Source organism: Pseudomonas sp. 14P_8.1_Bac3 (genome assembly GCF_025466085.1).
Lineage (GTDB): Bacteria > Pseudomonadota > Gammaproteobacteria > Pseudomonadales > Pseudomonadaceae > Aquipseudomonas.
Map to the genome: position 1 here is coordinate 107,112 of NZ_JANLOD010000069.1, position 18,026 is coordinate 125,137.

An 18,026-nucleotide genomic window follows, 5' to 3' on the forward strand; every position below is an offset into this window, starting at 1 on the left:
AAGCCTCTAGGTCAATTTCCAACCAGCGTTTCCTTATAAATAGATCTCCGGTGGTTTTGCTCGCCTTCAACCTTGGCCAAATATAAAAATAAAGAAGGAAAGTATTTAAAGCTTTTCTGTAAAGCTTATAAAAGCTAGAGCAACGATCTTCTGTGGATAACTGCCTTAAGGCCTTCAAAGACGTGATGTACAGAGGATGACAACTACGCTGGAAAACGGTGGTCAGCCTGTGCTGCGCTGTCGGATAACCTGTGGGTGAAAGGGGTTGTTATCCACAGGCCAGTTATCCACCGAGTTTCGCCCCCACTTGTGCAATGACCTCAAGGGCGGTTATCCACAGAGCTTATGCACAGACCATTGGTCGTCTTTTTTGCGTATAACGCGTTGATTCTTCTTGGTCGGTGCACAACCTTCGTGTGGATAAGTCGGCGTCTGATCGCTACAATGGCCGCTTGTTTTTGCCTCACCGGCTTTCAACTTAGGGGATATCCGTGTCAGTGGAACTTTGGCAGCAGTGCGTGGAGCTTTTGCGCGATGAGCTGCCTGCCCAACAATTCAACACTTGGATCCGTCCACTACAGGTCGAAGCCGAAGGCGACGAGTTGCGTGTCTACGCACCGAATCGTTTTGTTCTCGACTGGGTTAATGAAAAGTACCTGGGTCGTGTCCTTGAGCTGCTGGATGAGCATGGCAACGGCGTGGCGCCAGCGCTCTCCTTATTAATAGGCAGCAAACGCAGCTCGGTTCCTCGTGCGGCGCCGAATGCACCGCTGGCTGCTGCGGCGTCACAGGCGCAGGCAGCTCAAGCGCCGAGTGCGCCTGCGCCTACCCAAGCGTCCACGCCAAAGCGTTCGACGCAAAAAGTAGCGGACGTCAGTGAAGAGCCATCGCGCGACAGTTTCGACCCGATGGCAGGTGCCAGTTCGCAGCAGGCTCCGGTGCGCTCCGAACAGCGCACTGTGCAGGTAGAAGGGGCGCTCAAGCACACCAGCTACCTGAACCGCACCTTTACCTTCGAGAATTTCGTCGAGGGCAAGTCCAACCAACTGGCGCGGGCCGCGGCCTGGCAGGTGGCGGACAACCCCAAGCACGGTTACAACCCGCTCTTCCTTTATGGCGGTGTTGGCCTGGGTAAGACCCACTTGATGCACGCGGTGGGTAACCATCTATTAAAGAAGAACCCGAATGCCAAGGTCGTTTACCTGCATTCGGAGCGTTTCGTGGCCGACATGGTCAAGGCGCTGCAACTGAACGCCATCAACGAATTCAAGCGTTTCTACCGCTCGGTGGATGCGTTGCTGATCGATGACATTCAGTTCTTCGCGCGCAAAGAGCGATCCCAGGAAGAATTCTTCCACACCTTCAACGCCTTGCTCGAAGGGGGTCAGCAGGTCATTCTCACCAGTGATCGCTATCCGAAAGAAATCGAAGGGCTTGAAGAACGTCTCAAATCCCGTTTTGGCTGGGGCCTGACGGTTGCCGTCGAGCCGCCGGAACTGGAAACTCGCGTGGCGATCCTGATGAAAAAGGCCGACCAGGCCAAAGTCGATCTGCCTCACGATGCGGCTTTCTTCATCGCTCAGCGTATTCGTTCCAACGTGCGAGAGCTGGAAGGCGCGCTCAAGCGCGTGATCGCCCACTCGCACTTCATGGGCCGCGACATCACCATCGAGCTGATCCGCGAATCCCTGAAAGATCTGTTGGCACTGCAAGACAAGCTGGTCTCTGTGGATAACATTCAGCGCACTGTCGCCGAGTACTACAAGATCAAGATTTCCGACCTGCTGTCCAAGCGTCGCTCGCGCTCGGTCGCACGTCCGCGTCAGGTTGCCATGGCGTTGTCCAAGGAGTTGACTAACCACAGCCTGCCGGAAATCGGCGATGTGTTTGGCGGCCGCGACCACACCACTGTTTTGCACGCCTGCCGCAAGATCAACGAGCTTAAGGAATCCGACGCGGACATCCGCGAGGACTACAAGAACCTGCTGCGTACACTGACCACTTGATGAACACCAGCGCAGCTTATTAAGGCAAGGGACTAGACCATGCATTTCACCATTCAACGCGAAGCCCTGTTGAAACCCCTGCAACTGGTCGCAGGCGTCGTTGAGCGCCGACAGACCTTGCCGGTGCTTTCCAACGTGCTGCTGGTTGTCGAAGGCCAGCAACTGTCGCTGACCGGTACCGACCTGGAAGTCGAGCTGGTCGGTCGTGTACAACTCGAAGAGCCTGCGGACCCGGGTTCCATCACCGTGCCTGCGCGCAAGCTGATGGACATCTGCAAGAGCTTGCCGAACGACGCGCTGATCGACATCAAGGTCGACGAGCAGAAGCTGGTGGTGAAGGCCGGCCGTAGCCGTTTCACCCTGTCGACCCTGCCAGCCAACGATTTTCCGACCGTTGAAGAAGGTCCAGGCTCGCTCACTTGCAGCCTTGAGCAAAGCAAACTGCGCCGCTTGATCGAACGCACCAGCTTCGCCATGGCCCAGCAGGACGTGCGTTACTACCTGAACGGTATGCTGTTGGAAGTTTCCGCCGGGATCATCCGCGCTGTGGCCACCGACGGTCACCGTCTGGCCATGTGCTCGATGCAGGCCGACATCGGCCAGCCGGATCGCCACCAGGTGATCGTGCCACGCAAGGGCATCCTTGAGCTGGCGCGTCTGCTGACCGAGCCGGACGGCATTGTCAGCATCGTTCTGGGCCAGCATCACATTCGCGCCACCACCGGCGAGTTCACCTTCACCTCGAAACTGGTCGACGGTAAATTCCCGGACTACGAGCGCGTGCTGCCCAAGGGTGGCGACAAGCTGGTGTTGGGCGATCGCCAGGCCTTGCGTGAAGCGTTCAGCCGTACCGCGATCCTGTCCAACGAGAAGTACCGCGGTATCCGTCTGCAGTTGGCCAATGGTCAGCTGAAAATCCAGGCCAACAACCCTGAGCAGGAAGAAGCGGAAGAAGAAGTCGGCGTTGAATACAACGGTGGCAACCTGGAAATTGGTTTCAACGTGAGCTACCTGCTCGACGTATTGGGCGTAATGACCACAGAACAGGTTCGGCTGATCCTCTCTGACTCCAACAGCAGTGCACTCGTGCAAGAGTCCGACAACGATGACTCGGCCTACGTCGTCATGCCGATGCGTCTGTAATCATGCCCAGCAGAAGCTAGATGTCCTTAAGTCGCGTCTCGGTCACCGCGGTGCGCAATCTGCACCCGGTGACCTTCTCCCCGTCTCCCCGAATCAACATTCTTTACGGCGCCAACGGCAGCGGCAAAACCAGTGTTCTGGAAGCCATTCACCTGCTGGGGCTTGCCCGTTCGTTTCGTAGCACCCGCCTGCTGCCGGTTATCCAGTACGAGCAACTGGCGTGCACGGTGTTCGGCCAGGTCGAACTGGCCGAGGGTGGGAATAGCGCGCTGGGGATATCTCGCGACCGTCAAGGCGAGTTCCAAATCCGCATTGATGGGCAAAACGCCCGCAGCGCGGCACAGCTGGCAGAGATCCTGCCTTTACAGCTGATCAACCCAGACAGTTTCCGCTTGCTGGAAGGCGCACCGAAGATTCGCCGACAGTTTCTCGACTGGGGCGTGTTCCACGTGGAACCGCGATTCATGTCCACCTGGCAACGCTTGCAGAAGGCCCTGCGCCAGAGAAACTCTTGGCTGCGGCATGGTACACTTGACGCCGTTTCGCAAGCGGTTTGGGACAGGGAACTGTGCCAGGCCAGCGCTGAAATCGATGAATACCGCCGCGCTTACATCAAAGCCTTGAAGCCAGTCTTTGAACAGACCTTGAGCGAACTGGTTGAGCTTGAGGGTTTGACGCTCAGCTATTACCGAGGTTGGGACAAGGACCGCGAATTGAGTGCCGTGCTCGCCGGATCCCTGCAGCGGGATCAGCAAATGGGCCATACCCAGGCCGGACCACAGCGCGCTGATTTGCGTCTCAGATTGGGCGCACATAATGCCGCGGATATATTGTCCCGCGGACAGCAGAAGCTGGTGGTCTGTGCCTTGCGGATTGCTCAAGGGCATCTGGTGAGCCAGGCCCGTCGCGGCCAGTGTATTTATCTGGTGGATGACTTGCCGTCCGAGCTGGACGAGCATCACCGTCGCGCGCTTTGCCGCTTGTTGGAAGACTTACGCTGCCAGGTGTTTATCACCTGTGTAGATCACGAATTATTGAGGGACGGCTGGCAGACGGAAACGCCAGTCGCTCTGTTCCACGTGGAACAGGGCCGTATCACCCAGACCCACGACCATCGGGAGTGAAGGCATTGAGCGAAGAAAATACGTACGACTCAACGAGCATTAAAGTGCTGAAAGGCCTGGATGCCGTACGCAAACGTCCCGGTATGTACATTGGTGACACCGACGATGGCAGCGGTCTGCACCACATGGTGTTCGAGGTGGTCGATAACTCGATCGACGAAGCTTTGGCAGGCCATTGCGACGACATCAGCATCATCATCCATCCGGACGAATCCATCACCGTTCGCGACAACGGTCGTGGCATCCCAGTAGACGTGCATAAAGAAGAAGGCGTATCCGCAGCTGAGGTCATCATGACCGTACTGCACGCCGGCGGTAAGTTCGACGATAACTCCTACAAAGTATCCGGCGGTCTGCACGGTGTGGGCGTTTCGGTGGTGAACGCACTGTCAGAAGAGCTGATCCTGACCGTTCGCCGCAGCGGCAAAATCTGGGAACAGACTTACGTCCATGGCGTTCCGCAAGAACCGATGAAAATCGTTGGTGAAAGCGAAACCACCGGTACCCAGATTCACTTCAAGCCATCGGCTGACACCTTCAAGAACATCCATTTCAGCTGGGACATCCTGGCCAAGCGGATCCGTGAACTGTCCTTCCTCAACTCCGGTGTCGGCATCGTCCTCAAGGACGAGCGCAGCGGTAAGGAAGAGCTGTTCAAATACGAAGGCGGCCTGCGTGCGTTCGTTGAATACCTGAACACCAACAAGACTCCGGTCAACCAGGTCTTCCACTTCAACGTCCAGCGTGACGACGGTATTGGCGTGGAAATCGCCCTGCAGTGGAATGACAGCTTCAATGAGAACCTGTTGTGCTTCACCAACAACATTCCGCAACGCGATGGCGGCACTCACTTGGTGGGTTTCCGTTCCGCACTGACGCGTAACCTGAACACCTACATCGAGGCCGAAGGCCTGGCCAAGAAGCACAAGGTCGCCACCACCGGTGATGACGCCCGTGAAGGCTTGACGGCGATTATCTCGGTGAAGGTGCCGGATCCGAAGTTCAGCTCCCAGACCAAAGACAAGCTGGTGTCTTCCGAAGTGAAGACCGCGGTCGAACAGGAAATGGGCAAGTACTTCTCCGACTTCCTGCTGGAAAACCCGAACGAGGCCAAGCTGGTTGTCGGCAAGATGATCGACGCAGCGCGTGCCCGTGAAGCGGCTCGTAAAGCCCGTGAGATGACCCGTCGTAAAGGCGCGCTGGATATTGCCGGTCTGCCGGGCAAACTGGCTGACTGCCAGGAGAAGGACCCTGCCCTCTCCGAACTGTACCTCGTGGAAGGTGACTCTGCTGGCGGCTCCGCCAAGCAGGGACGTAACCGCAAGACTCAGGCAATCCTGCCGTTGAAGGGCAAGATCCTCAACGTCGAGAAGGCGCGTTTCGACAAGATGATCTCTTCTCAGGAAGTCGGCACCTTGATCACCGCGCTGGGCTGCGGCATCGGCCGCGACGAATACAACATCGAGAAGCTGCGCTATCACAACATCATCATCATGACCGATGCTGACGTCGACGGTTCGCACATCCGTACCCTGCTGCTGACGTTCTTCTTCCGTCAGTTGCCGGAGTTGATCGAGCGCGGCTACATCTACATCGCTCAGCCACCGCTGTACAAGGTAAAGAAAGGCAAGCAAGAGCAGTACATCAAAGACGATGACGCCATGGAAGAGTACATGACGCAGTCGGCCCTGGAAGATGCGAGCCTGCACCTGAACGAGGAAGCCCCGGGTATTTCCGGCGAAGCCCTTGAGCGCCTGGTGAACGACTTCCGTTTGGTGATGAAGACGCTCAAGCGTCTGTCGCGCCTGTATCCGCAGGAGTTGACCGAGCACTTCATCTACCTGCCAGCGGTGAGCATGGAACAGTTGTCCGATCATGCAGCGATGCAGGATTGGCTGACCAAGTACGAAGTTCGCCTGCGCACCGTGGAGAAGTCGGGTCTGGTTTACAAAGCCAGCCTGCGTGAAGACCGTGAACGTAACGTCTGGCTGCCTGAGGTCGAACTGATCTCTCACGGCCTGTCGAATTACGTCACGTTCAACCGCGACTTCTTCGGCAGCAACGATTACAAGACCGTCGTCTCCCTGGGCGCTCAACTGAGCACCTTGTTGGACGAAGGCGCGTACATCCAGCGCGGCGAGCGCAAGAAGCCGGTTACCGAGTTCAAGGAAGCCCTTGAATGGCTGATGACTGAAAGCACCAAGCGTCACACCATCCAGCGCTACAAAGGTCTGGGTGAAATGAACCCGGATCAGCTGTGGGAAACCACCATGGACCCAAGCCAGCGCCGGATGCTCAAAGTGACCATCGAAGACGCCATTGGCGCGGACCAGATCTTCAACACTCTGATGGGTGATGCGGTCGAACCTCGTCGTGACTTCATCGAGAGCAATGCATTGGCGGTTTCCAACCTGGATTTCTGATCCAGGACAATTGCCAACCAAAAAGGCCAGCGCATTGCGCTGGCCTTTTTTTTCGCCGTCAGATTAATCGTCCTGATTCCGACGCTGTTCCTATAACACGCAAGCCCAATACCGCAGCGGCTCACAGAAACGTCCTACATACGGTATCTCTAACGGCCTTTATCCTACGGCCACCTCGTCAAGGTATGACTTGCGGGAGCAATTTTTGGCACATTGATAAGGAAAGGAAGTTATGTCAACAAGCGCATACTTGCTGATAAAAGGAAGCAAATCGGGATTTATTTCTTCTGGCGTGGCATCGGAGGAGTCAATTGGCCATGACTATCGGACTGAGCTGGTTGATCAAATATTGATCCAGAACTTTTGCCATCAAATCATTGTTCCACGTGATGTTCAAACCGGGCTGCCTTCAGGTCGCCCCGCAGTGCACAAACCTCTAATGATCAGGAAGCTTGTCGATAAGTCGTCACCGCTGATAATGGGCGCCTTGAATTCGAGTGAGAAGCTCCTTGAATTCGAATTGGTCTGGTATCGGCCATCGCCTGAGACAGGGGCTGACGAACCCTACTACGCCATCGCTCTCGAAGAAGCCACGGTGGTAGACGTGCAAACAACCAACGATCCGAGGTCCGATAACTTTTCACATGTCGAGGATGTCTACTTCGCCTATCAGCGAATTACCTGGACTCATCTCGGCGCCAACACCCAAGTGTCCTATGATTTGCGCACAGCAAAATTGAGTTGAACTGGGGAAAACAGCCCATAAAAAAACCGGCTATATCAGCCGGTTTTTTTACGCCTTTAAAAAACTTATGCACCTTTTTCGCAATTTTATGAACTTAAGAAATATGTATATAAATCATAAGCTTAAAAACAAATTACGCCATTTTTGAGCGAAACGGTGCACAGGTTATCCACAGAATTTCAAACAGCCACCTGATCACTGGCGGCCGGCGCTTGAGGCGCGGGCGGAAGCGAGCCCATTTCCCGTTGCATCTGCTCGTTCCAGGCTTGAACCCGATCATTGAGATTGGCAATGGCCCGCGGCCCATTGCCCTCGGCGTACATTGGTTCGCCAATGATCACCGTGATCACACCTTGCTGCTTTGCCCAGCCGGTTTTCGGCCAGAACTTGCCGGCATTGTGCGCAATCGGCAATACCGGCAGGGCTGCGTTAACGGCTAGCGCCGTACCACCCCGAGAGAATTTTCCGATGGTGCCGTAAGGGACTCGCGTGCCTTCAGGGAAGATCAGTACCCAGACACCATCTTTCAACAGCTCATCGCCTTTTTTTGCCACATGCTTGAGCGCCGCTTTCGGGTTGTCGCGATCAATGGCGATTGGCCGCAGCATGGCCATGGCCCAACCGAAGAACGGTACGAACAGCAAAGAGCGCTTCAGCACTTGGCTCAACGGCTCGAAGTAGGCCGAGAGGAAGAACGTCTCCCAGGTGCTCTGGTGATTCGATTGGATCACGCAGGGCTGGCCGGGCACGTTCTCGGCGCCCTTCACTTCATAGCTGATGCCGAGAAAGACTTTGCTCAGCCAAAGAGCGCATCGGCACCAGTAAACGTTGATAAAGCGATAGCGCGCCTTGAACGGCAGAAAAGGCGCGATAAAAAAGCTCAGGCTGCACCAGAGCAACGAGCTGGTGCCCAGCAGCAGGTAAAAGAGGAAGGTTCTGATGGCCTGCAGTATCGACATGGCGACGTTTACCGTGCGGGCTCTGCCCGTCTATATAAAGCGCACTCCCGATCAATCCTTGGTCAGGAAATTCGAAAGCACTCTAATTGTGGATAAGTTCTGCGGCAATCGCCGCAAGATCGTCAAAAATCAAGGTGCCCACCGGCAAGGTCTTGCCCAACATTTTTTCGCCTTTTCCGGTCTTTACCAAAACTGGCTGTGAATCGACGGCTTTGGCGGCTTCCAGGTCACCGAGCGTATCGCCGACGAACCATAGATTAGTCAGCGATACGTTGTAATGCGCGGCGATGGTTTTCAACATCCCGGGTTTTGGCTTGCGGCATTCGCAGCCGTCGTCCGGTCCGTGCGGGCAGTAGACGATCAGCCCGACTTCACCGCCCTGCTCCGCCACCAGCGAGCGCAAGCGCTCATGCATGGCGTCCAGGGTAGCGATGTCGTAATAGCCGCGAGCGATGCCGGACTGGTTGGTAGCGACGGCTACCGTCCAGCCGGCCTTGCTCAACTGCGCGATGGCTTCGATGGAGCCGGGAAGCGGAATCCACTCCGCCACCGACTTGATGTAAGCGTCGGAGTCGTAGTTGATCACCCCGTCCCGATCGAGAATCAGCAGTTTCAAACAGTTTTACCCCAGCAGCGAAATGTCGGCGACACCGAGGAACAGCCCACGCAGACGAGCCAGCAACGCATAACGGTTGGCGCGCACATTGGCATCATCCGCGTTGACCATCACTGCTTCGAAGAACGCATCCACCGGCTCACGCAATGCAGCCAGGCGCGCCAGGGATTCGCTGTACTGACGAGCCGCCGCCATCGGTTGCACCGCCTGGTCAGCCTGCTGAATCGCCGAATACAGCGAGAACTCGTTGGCGTTATCGAAGTACTTGGCTTCAACGACCGACGGCACCGAGCCTTCGACCTTGCTCAGCAAGTTCGAAACCCGCTTGTTCACCGCGGCAAGCGCGGCGGCCTCTGGCAGCTGACGGAACGCTTGAACCGCTTGAACGCGCTGATCGAAATCCAGTGCCGAACCCGGCTTCAAGGCGCGCACCGACAGATACGTTGCGACGTCCACGCCTTCGTCTTCGTAACGGGCACGCAGGCGATCGAATACGAATTCAAGCACCGAATCAGCCAGGCCAACGGCCTTGACCTTGGCACCGAACGCATTCACGGCGAAGGCCACGGCTTCGTTCAGGTCGAGCTCGAGCTTCTTGTCGATCAGGATCCGCAGCACGCCGAGTGCCGCGCGGCGCAGGGCATACGGGTCCTTGCTGCCGGTGGGCAGCATGCCGATACCGAAGATGCCGACCAGCGTGTCGAGTTTGTCGGCGATGGCCACGGCCGCACCGGTCAGGGTGGTCGGCAGTTCAGCACCGGCACCGCGTGGCATGTATTGCTCGTTCAGCGCCAGCGCGACTTCTTCCGGCTCGCCATCGTTGAGGGCGTAGTAGTAACCGGCGACGCCTTGCATCTCCGGGAACTCACCGACCATCTCGGTCGCCAGGTCGCACTTGGACAGCAGGCCGGCACGGGAAGCCCAGGCTGCATTGCCGCCAATGCGCTGCGCGATGAACGCGGCGAGTTTGGATACGCGCTCGGCCTTGTCGTAGACGCTGCCGAGTTTCTCCTGGAACACCACGTTTTGCAGACGCAGGTTGAAGCCTTCGAGTTTCTGCTTCTTGTCCTGCTTGAAGAAGAACTCGGCGTCGGTCAGGCGTGGGCGAACCACTTTCTCGTTACCGGCGATGATCTGCTGCGGGTCTTTGCTTTCGATGTTGGCCACGGTAATGAAACGTGGCAGCAACTTACCGTCGGCATCCAGCAGGCAGAAATACTTCTGGTTGTCCTGCATGGTGGTGATCAGCGCTTCCTGCGGCACGTCGAGGAACCGCTCCTCGAACGAGCACACCAGCGGCACCGGCCATTCAACCAGCGCGGTCACTTCGTCGAGCAGGGCTGACGGAACGATCGCCGTACCTTCCTGCTTCGTCGCCAGTTCTTCGGTACGTTTGCTGATCAGTGCGCGACGTTCGTTGGCGTCGGCCAGGACGTAAGCGGCACGCAGGTCGCTGAGGTAGTTGGCCGGCGACGTGATGCGCACGCTTTGCGGGTGATGGAAGCGGTGACCACGGGAATCGCGACCGGCCGTTTGAGCGAGGATAGTGCAGTCGATGACCTGGTCACCGAGCAGCATCACCAGCCATTGGGTTGGACGAACGAATTCTTCCTTGCGCGCGCCCCAGCGCATGCGCTTCGGGATCGGCAAGTCGTTCAGGGAATCTTCGACGATGGTCGGCAGCAGGCTCGCGGTCGGCTTGCCGGCGATGTTCTGGCTGTAGCGCAGTTTCGGGCCGCTCTGATCGATTTCGCTTAGTTCGACGCCGCACTTCTTGGCAAAACCCAGTGCAGCCTGGGTCGGGTTGCCTTCGGCATCGAAGGCTGCCTGACGTGGCGGGCCGTCGAGGTTGATGCTGCGATCCGGCTGCTGGGTGGCCAGCGAGGTGATCAGCACTGCCAGGCGACGTGGCGCGGCGTAGACGGTCTTGGTCTCGTAGTTCAGGCCGGCAGCCTGCAGGCCCTTGTCGATACCGGCCAGGAACGCGTCGGCCAGGGTGTTCAGGGCTTTGGGTGGCAGTTCTTCGGTGCCCAGTTCAACCAGAAAATCTTGAGCACTCATTGTGCAGCCTCCAGCTTGGCCAGTACTTCGTCACGCAGGTCCGGGGTCGCCATCGGGAAGCCCAGCTTGGCGCGTGCCAGCAGGTAGGCTTGCGCAACGGAACGCGCCAGGGTGCGCACACGCAGGATGTATTGCTGACGCGCAGTCACCGAGATTGCCCGGCGCGCATCCAGCAGGTTGAAGGTGTGGGACGCCTTCAACACCATTTCGTAGCTCGGCAGCGGTAACGGCTGGTCGAGTTCGATCAGGCGCTTGGCTTCGCTTTCATAGAAATCGAACAACTCGAACAGCTTCTCGACGTTGGCGTGTTCGAAGTTGTAGGTCGACTGCTCCACTTCGTTCTGGTGGAACACGTCGCCGTAGGTCACTTTGCCGAACGGGCCGTCCGCCCAGACCAGGTCGTAGACCGAGTCCACGCCTTGCAGGTACATGGCCAGGCGCTCGAGGCCGTAAGTGATCTCGCCGGTCACCGGGTAGCATTCGATGCCGCCCGCTTGCTGGAAGTAAGTGAACTGCGTCACTTCCATGCCGTTCAGCCAGACTTCCCAACCCAGGCCCCAGGCGCCCAGGGTCGGCGATTCCCAGTTGTCTTCGACGAAACGAATGTCATGGACCAATGGGTCCAGGCCAACGTGCTTGAGGGAGCCCAGGTAGAGTTCCTGGAAGTTGTCCGGGTTCGGCTTCAGCACCACCTGGAATTGGTAGTAGTGCTGCAGACGGTTCGGGTTTTCGCCGTAGCGGCCGTCAGTCGGGCGACGACTGGGCTGCACATAAGCGGCGTTCCAGGTTTCCGGGCCGATGGCGCGCAGAAACGTGGCAGTGTGGAAAGTCCCGGCGCCTACTTCCATATCGTAGGGCTGAAGTACCACGCAACCTTGCTCGGCCCAGTATTGCTGGAGCGCGAGGATCAAGTCTTGGAAGGTACGCACGGCTGGCGTAGGCTGGCTCACGAAATTCACCTGTTTCTTGGGCTGCGATTTAAAGAGCGGGAGTATACCCGATTCATTGCTGCGCACGCCCCCTGGAGCCTTATGCCACGCTGCTTTTGGTGTTCCGAAGATCCGCTGTACATGGCTTATCACGACCAGGAGTGGGGCACGCCGCTACGCGATGCGCAGGGATTGTTCGAGTTGCTTTTGCTCGAAGGGTTCCAGGCCGGCCTGTCCTGGATCACGGTGTTGCGCAAACGTGAGCGTTATCGCGAGGTGCTGTTCGGCTTTGACGTACAGCGTGTGGCGCAGATGAGCGATGCGGAAATCGATGAGTTGATGCTCGATCCGGGAATCATCCGCAATCGCCTCAAGCTCAACGCGGCCCGGCGCAATGCCCAGGCCTGGCTGACGCTGGAGGATCCGGTGGAATTTCTCTGGTCCTTCGTCGGCGGTGTTCCGAGGATCAATCACTTCAAGGACCGCACCGAAGTGCCCGCCGTGACGCCGACCGCCGTGGAGATGAGCAAAGGCCTGAAGAAGGCCGGATTCACCTTCGTCGGCCCCACCATTTGCTACGCGTTGATGCAGGCCTCGGGGATGGTCATGGACCACACCCGGGATTGCGATCGCTACGCAGCCTTGGCGAACGACGGTTAGAATGGCCGCCTCGCGCACAGCACAAGATCAGGAGTGACCTGTGGATAAGTTTAAAGGCGCCTTGCTGGTAGGCGCTCTGCGGCTGTTTGCCCTGCTTCCGTGGCGGGCCGTACAGGCGGTGGGCTCGGCCATTGGCTGGATGATGTGGAAAACCCCGAACCGTTCCCGCGACGTGGTGCGGATCAATCTGGCCAAGTGTTTTCCCGAGATGGACCCCGCCGAGCGCGAGCGTCTGGTCGGCCAGAGCCTGAAAGACATCGGCAAGTCCCTGACCGAAAGTGCCTGCGCGTGGATCTGGCCGGCCCAGCGTTCCATCGATCTGGTGCGCGAGGTCGAAGGGCTCGACGTGTTGAAAGACGCCCTCGCCTCGGGCAAGGGCGTCGTCGGCATCACAAGCCACCTGGGCAATTGGGAAGTGCTCAATCACTTCTATTGCAGCCAGTGCAAACCGATCATTTTCTATCGTCCGCCGAAATTGAAGGCAGTGGATGAACTGCTGCGCAAGCAACGCGTGCAGCTGGGGAACAAGGTGGCCGCCTCGACCAAGGAAGGCATCCTCAGCGTGATCAAGGAAGTGCGCAAAGGTGGTGCAGTGGGCATTCCCGCTGACCCGGAACCGGCCGAATCCGCCGGGATCTTCGTGCCGTTCTTCGCCACTCAGGCCCTGACCAGCAAATTCGTACCGAACATGCTGGCGGGCGGCAAAGCGGTCGGTGTATTCCTGCATGCACTGCGGTTGCCGGATGGTTCCGGCTACAAAGTGATCCTTGAAGCCGCGCCGGAGGCCATGTACAGCACCGATACCGAGACCTCCTGCGCCGCCATGAGCAAAGTGGTCGAACGCTACGTGGCGGCTTATCCGAGCCAGTACATGTGGAGCATGAAGCGCTTCAAGAAGCGCCCGCCGGGAGAAGAGCGTTGGTATTGAGTGGATTGGCATGATCTGTGGATAACCCGCTCAAAGGTTATCCACAACCGTTCAGGCAGGGCGCAGCAGATGGCCGAACACCGTAAATCGTTTCGTATCAAGATCACTCATGAGCAGTTCGGCGAATGCCTGGGCCAGACTCGCAACCTGTCCGCGACAGGCGTCTACGTCGAGCATCCGCACCTGTCAGTATTGCCCAAGGGCGCGGTGGTTTATGGGCAGGTGCAGGACTTACCCACAGGTGCGCCGAGGGTGCGCATGGAAGTGGTGTTGGTGGACGCCGAAGGCATTGGTTTGCGCTACCTCTGATCAGTGCGTCTGACGCTCGAGCTTTTTCAGGAACACTGTCATTTCTTTCTCTGCCTGCTTGTCGCCATGGGCGCGGGCGGCTTCCAGGCCTTGTTCCCACGCCTGGCGTGCGGCCGGGAAGTCTGCCAGTGCCAGCCGGGCCTTGCCCAACAGCTTCCACGCTGCCGAATATTTCGGGTCCAGTTCGACGCAACGCTGGAAGTGCTCCGCGGCCTTGGCGTGCTCACCCAGATCCAGATAACCCTTGCCCAGGCCGAAGCGCAGCAGTGAGTTATCCACACCCTTCGCGAGCATTTTTTCCAGGGATTCGATCATGGTGATTTCCTTGCCTGTGGGCTGTCTGGCGCGTTGTCGTATCTGTGAAACCACACGGTGCGCATTCCAATGTGGGAGCGAGCCTGCTCGCGATGGGGGCCGGCCGATTCAGCAAAGATCGGATCAGAAAAAGCTCAGCCCCACATGAAACAACTTCTCCACATCCCGAATATGCTTTTTATCCACAAGGAACAAGATCACGTGATCGCCGGTTTCGATCACCGTGTCATCGTGAGCGATGATCACTTCTTCATCGCGAATGATCGCGCCAATCGTCGTCCCCGGTGGCAAGCCGATGTTCTCGATGGCCTTGCCGATCACCTTGCTCGACTTCGCATCGCCATGAGCAATCGCCTCGATGGCCTCCGCCGCACCACGACGCAATGAGTGCACGCTGACGATATCGCCGCGGCGCACGTGGGCGAGCAAGGTGCCGATGGTCGCCAGTTGCGGGCTGATGGCGATGTCGATGTCGCCACCCTGGATCAGATCGACGTAGGCCGGGTTGTTGATGATGGTCATCACCTTCTTCGCGCCCAGACGCTTGGCCAGCAGCGACGACATGATGTTGGCTTCGTCGTCGTTGGTCAGCGCGAGGAACAGGTCGGCATCGGCGATGTTCTCCTCCAGCAGCAAATCCCGGTCCGACGCGCTGCCCTGCAACACCACGGTGCTGTCGAGGGTGTCCGAGAGGTGCCGGCAGCGAATCGGGTTCATCTCGATGATCTTCACCTGGTAGCGGCTTTCGATGGCCTCGGCCAGGCGTTCACCAATCTGCCCGCCACCAGCGATGACGATGCGCTTGTAGCTCTCGTCGAGGCGACGCATTTCGCTCATGACCGCACGAATATTCGCCTTGGCGGCGATGAAAAACACTTCATCGTCCGCCTCGATCACCGTATCGCCCTGAGGCAGGATCGGCCGGTCACGACGGAAAATGGCGGCGACGCGGGTTTCGACGTTCGGCATGTGTTCACGCAACTGGCGCAGTTGCTGACCCACCAACGGGCCGCCGTAGTAAGCCTTCACCGCGACCAGCTGCGCCTTGCCTTCCGCGAAGTCGATTACCTGTAACGCGCCTGGGTGCTGGATCAGGCGCTTGATGTAATTGGTGACCACTTGCTCCGGGCTGATCAGCACGTCGACCGGAATCGCTTCGTTATCGAACAGCTCGGCGCGGGTGAGGTACGCGGCTTCGCGGACCCGGGCGATCTTGGTCGGGGTGTGGAACAGGGTGTGGGCGACCTGACAGGCGACCATATTGGTTTCGTCGCTGTTGGTCACCGCCACCAGCATGTCGGCGTCGTCCGCGCCGGCCTGGCGCAGCACCGTGGGCAGCGAGCCGCGGCCCTGCACGGTGCGGATGTCCAGCCGGTCGCCGAGGTCGCGCAGGCGTTCGCCATCGGTGTCGACCACGGTGATGTCGTTGGCCTCGCTGGCCAAATGTTCCGCCAGCGAACCGCCGACCTGCCCTGCGCCGAGGATGATGATTTTCATCCAGTCACTCCCTTAAAACCGGTTAACCGCGCGCGGCGGCGATCTTGATCAGCTTGGCGTAGTAGAACCCGTCGTGGCCGCCTTCCTGGGCCAGCAGCTGGCGGCCGTGCGGCTGCTTGATGCCGGCCGCGGTGGCGAGGTCCAGTTCGCGGGCGCCTGGCGTGCGAGCGAGGAAGGCTTCGATGACGTCGGTGTTCTCGGTCGGCAGCGTCGAACACGTGGCGTAAAGCAGGATGCCGCCGACTTCCAGGGTTAGCCACATCGCATCGAGCAGCTCGCCTTGCAGCACGGCCAGGGCCGCGATGTCGTCCGGCTGGCGGGTCAGCTTGATGTCCGGGTGACGGCGGATCACGCCGGTGGCCGAACACGGTGCGTCGAGCAGGATGCGCTGGAACGGCTTGCCGTCCCACCAGGTGGCGGTATCGCGGCCGTCGGCGGCGATCAGTTCGGCGCTCAGGCCCAGGCGTGCGAGGTTTTCCCGCACTCGCACCAGGCGCTTGGCTTCCAGGTCCACCGCGACGACGCCGGCCAGCGCAGGTTCGGCTTCGAGGATATGGCAGGTCTTGCCGCCCGGTGCGCAGCAGGCATCGAGCACCCGTTGGCCCGGCGCGAGGTCGAGCAGGTCGGCGGCCAGTTGCGCCGCTTCGTCCTGCACGCTGATCCAGCCTTCAGCGAAGCCTGGCAGGCTGCGCACATCGGCGGCGGCAGCGAGAACGATGCCATCCTGGCTGTACACACAGGGCGCGGCGGCAATGCCGGCGTTGGTGAGCAGTTCCAGGTAGGCGTCGCGTGTGTGATGGCGGCGATTGACCCGCAGGATCATCGGCGGATGCGCGTTGTTCGCTGCGCAAATCGCTTCCCACTGTTCAGGCCAGAACGCCTTGAGGGATTTTTGCAGCCAGCGCGGGTGAGCGGTACGCACCACCGGGTCATGTTCCAGCTCGGCCAGCAACGCTTCGCTTTCGCGCTGGGCGCGGCGCAGCACGGCGTTGAGCAAGGCCTTGGCCCAGGGCTTTTTCAGCTTGTCGGCGCACCCGACAGTCTCGCCGATTGCCGCGTGGGCCGGGACGCGGGTGTACAGCAGTTGATAGAGGCCGACCAGCAGCAGCGCCTCGACGTCGGCGTCCGCCGCCTTGAACGGTTTCTGCAGCAATTTGGCCGCCAGTGCCGACAGACGCGGCTGCCAGCGAGCGGTGCCGAAGGCGAGGTCTTGGGTGAAGCCGCGATCGCGGTCTTCGACCTTGTCCATTTGTGTCGGCAGCGAACTGTTGAGTGAGGCTTTTCCGTTAAGGACTGCAGCAAGTGCCTTGGCGGCGGCCAGACGCGGATTCATTGAGCGTCCGCCGTTTGCCCGAGGACGGTGCCGACGGCAAATTTCTCACGACGGCTGTTGAACAAATCACTGAAGTTCAGCGCCTTGCCACCGGGCAATTGCAGACGGGTCAGACACAGTGCTTGCTCGCCGCAGGCGACGATCAGGCCGTCCTTGCTGGCGCTGAGAATTTGTCCCGGCGCGCCCTTCCCTTCGGCCAGGCTCGCGGCCAGCACCTTCAGCGCTTCGCCGTTCAGCGTGCTATGGGTGATTGGCCACGGGTTGAAGGCACGAACCAGACGTTCCAGCTCGATGGCTGGACGGTTCCAGTCGATGCGCGCTTCGTCCTTGTTCAATTTGTGCGCATAAGTGGCGAGGCTGTCGTCCTGCACTTCGCCCTCCAGCGTGCCGGCGGCGAGGCCGGCGATAGCCTGAATCACCGCCGGTGGACCGAGTTCCGCGAGACGGTCGTGGAGGCTGCCGCCGGTGTCTTCAGCGCTGATCGGCGTGGTGACTTTCAGCAGCATCGGCCCGGTGTCGAGGCCCAGTTCCATGCGCATCACGGTGACGCCGCTTTCGCTGTCGCCCGCTTCGACGGCTCGCTGGATCGGTGCCGCACCACGCCAGCGCGGCAGCAACGACGCGTGGCTGTTGATGCAACCCAGGCGTGGAATATCCAGCACCCCTTGCGGCAGGATCAGGCCGTAGGCGACCACCACCAGCAAGTCGGGCTTCAGCGCGGCCAGTTCGGCCTGGGCGTCTTCGTTGCGCAGGGTCGGCGGTTGCAGCACCGGAATATTGTTTTCCAGGGCCAACTGCTTGACCGGACTCGGCATCAGCTTTTGCCCGCGGCCCGCCGGACGGTCCGGCTGGGTGTAGACCGCGACGATCTCGTAAGGGCTGTCGAGCAGGGCCTTGAGGTGTTCGGCGGCGAATTCCGGGGTGCCGGCAAAGACAATGCGCAGTGGCTCAGTCATGGGAAGCTCTCATTTACAAAGC

The 18,026-nt window shown here is 59.1% G+C and carries 16 protein-coding genes; 8 read left to right on the forward strand and 8 right to left on the reverse strand.

The window, feature by feature from the left end; translation table 11 throughout:
• Positions 1–491: 491 nt before the first annotated feature.
• The 5 genes from dnaA (at position 492) to tssD (ending at position 7,441) form a co-directional block, all read left to right on the forward strand.
• Positions 492–2,006 carry a chromosomal replication initiator protein DnaA gene (gene dnaA / locus NTD84_RS24480; RefSeq protein ID WP_262170958.1) on the forward strand — a complete coding sequence of 505 codons (1,515 nt, stop codon included), beginning with the start codon at positions 492–494 and terminating at the stop codon, positions 2,004–2,006.
• A 39-nt stretch (positions 2,007–2,045) separates the two neighbouring features.
• Positions 2,046–3,149, forward strand: coding sequence for a DNA polymerase III subunit beta (dnaN, locus tag NTD84_RS24485; protein WP_017341709.1), 1,104 nt, complete (start codon positions 2,046–2,048; stop codon positions 3,147–3,149).
• 20 nt (positions 3,150–3,169) lie between these two features.
• Positions 3,170–4,273 (forward strand): DNA replication/repair protein RecF, encoded by a 1,104-nt coding sequence (gene recF / locus NTD84_RS24490; RefSeq protein WP_262170962.1) that lies wholly within the window; start codon positions 3,170–3,172, stop codon positions 4,271–4,273.
• Positions 4,274–4,278: 5 nt separating this feature from the next.
• Positions 4,279–6,696 carry a DNA topoisomerase (ATP-hydrolyzing) subunit B gene (gene gyrB, locus NTD84_RS24495; RefSeq protein ID WP_262170964.1) on the forward strand — a complete coding sequence of 806 codons (2,418 nt, stop codon included), beginning with the start codon at positions 4,279–4,281 and terminating at the stop codon, positions 6,694–6,696.
• Between the two features lie 232 nt (positions 6,697–6,928).
• Positions 6,929–7,441, forward strand: a complete 513-nt coding sequence (tssD, locus tag NTD84_RS24500) for a type VI secretion system tube protein TssD (protein WP_262170966.1) — start codon at positions 6,929–6,931, stop codon at positions 7,439–7,441.
• A gap of 179 nt (positions 7,442–7,620) precedes the next feature.
• Here tssD and NTD84_RS24505 read toward each other — a convergent pair whose 3' ends face one another.
• The 4 genes from NTD84_RS24505 to glyQ form a co-directional block, all read right to left on the reverse strand.
• Positions 7,621–8,400, reverse strand: a complete 780-nt coding sequence (locus tag NTD84_RS24505; RefSeq protein WP_262170968.1) for a lysophospholipid acyltransferase family protein — start codon at positions 8,398–8,400, stop codon at positions 7,621–7,623.
• A gap of 82 nt (positions 8,401–8,482) precedes the next feature.
• Entirely contained in the window at positions 8,483–9,016 is a 534-nt protein-coding gene (gene gmhB, locus NTD84_RS24510; RefSeq protein WP_262170970.1) for a D-glycero-beta-D-manno-heptose 1,7-bisphosphate 7-phosphatase, read from the reverse strand.
• A 6-nt stretch (positions 9,017–9,022) separates the two neighbouring features.
• Complete coding sequence (gene glyS / locus NTD84_RS24515) at positions 9,023–11,077, reverse strand: glycine--tRNA ligase subunit beta (RefSeq protein WP_262170972.1); 2,055 nt, start codon at positions 11,075–11,077, stop codon at positions 9,023–9,025.
• A complete protein-coding gene (glyQ, locus tag NTD84_RS24520; RefSeq protein ID WP_003213601.1) occupies positions 11,074–12,027 on the reverse strand; it encodes a glycine--tRNA ligase subunit alpha in 954 nt (317 codons plus the stop codon). Before glyQ ends, glyS begins: the two co-directional genes overlap by 4 nt.
• A gap of 81 nt (positions 12,028–12,108) precedes the next feature.
• On the opposite strand from glyQ, the gene tag reads away from it, so the two are divergent.
• From tag to NTD84_RS24535, 3 genes are all read left to right on the forward strand, one after another.
• Positions 12,109–12,666, forward strand: a complete 558-nt coding sequence (gene tag / locus NTD84_RS24525; RefSeq protein WP_262170974.1) for a DNA-3-methyladenine glycosylase I — start codon at positions 12,109–12,111, stop codon at positions 12,664–12,666.
• Positions 12,667–12,706: 40 nt separating this feature from the next.
• Complete coding sequence (locus tag NTD84_RS24530; RefSeq protein ID WP_262170976.1) at positions 12,707–13,594, forward strand: lysophospholipid acyltransferase; 888 nt, start codon at positions 12,707–12,709, stop codon at positions 13,592–13,594.
• A gap of 69 nt (positions 13,595–13,663) precedes the next feature.
• Positions 13,664–13,903 carry a PilZ domain-containing protein gene (locus NTD84_RS24535; protein WP_262170978.1) on the forward strand — a complete coding sequence of 80 codons (240 nt, stop codon included), beginning with the start codon at positions 13,664–13,666 and terminating at the stop codon, positions 13,901–13,903.
• On the opposite strand, the gene NTD84_RS24540 is transcribed toward NTD84_RS24535, so the two are convergent.
• From NTD84_RS24540 to fmt, 4 genes are all read right to left on the reverse strand, one after another.
• Positions 13,904–14,218, reverse strand: a complete 315-nt coding sequence (locus NTD84_RS24540; RefSeq protein ID WP_262170980.1) for a tetratricopeptide repeat protein — start codon at positions 14,216–14,218, stop codon at positions 13,904–13,906.
• A gap of 123 nt (positions 14,219–14,341) precedes the next feature.
• Positions 14,342–15,715, reverse strand: a complete 1,374-nt coding sequence (trkA, locus tag NTD84_RS24545; protein ID WP_262170981.1) for a Trk system potassium transporter TrkA — start codon at positions 15,713–15,715, stop codon at positions 14,342–14,344.
• Between the two features lie 22 nt (positions 15,716–15,737).
• Complete coding sequence (gene rsmB / locus NTD84_RS24550) at positions 15,738–17,048, reverse strand: 16S rRNA (cytosine(967)-C(5))-methyltransferase RsmB (RefSeq protein ID WP_262170982.1); 1,311 nt, start codon at positions 17,046–17,048, stop codon at positions 15,738–15,740.
• Positions 17,045–18,004 carry a methionyl-tRNA formyltransferase gene (gene fmt / locus NTD84_RS24555; protein WP_262170983.1) on the reverse strand — a complete coding sequence of 320 codons (960 nt, stop codon included), beginning with the start codon at positions 18,002–18,004 and terminating at the stop codon, positions 17,045–17,047. Before fmt ends, rsmB begins: the two co-directional genes overlap by 4 nt.
• Positions 18,005–18,026: the final 22 nt, after the last annotated feature.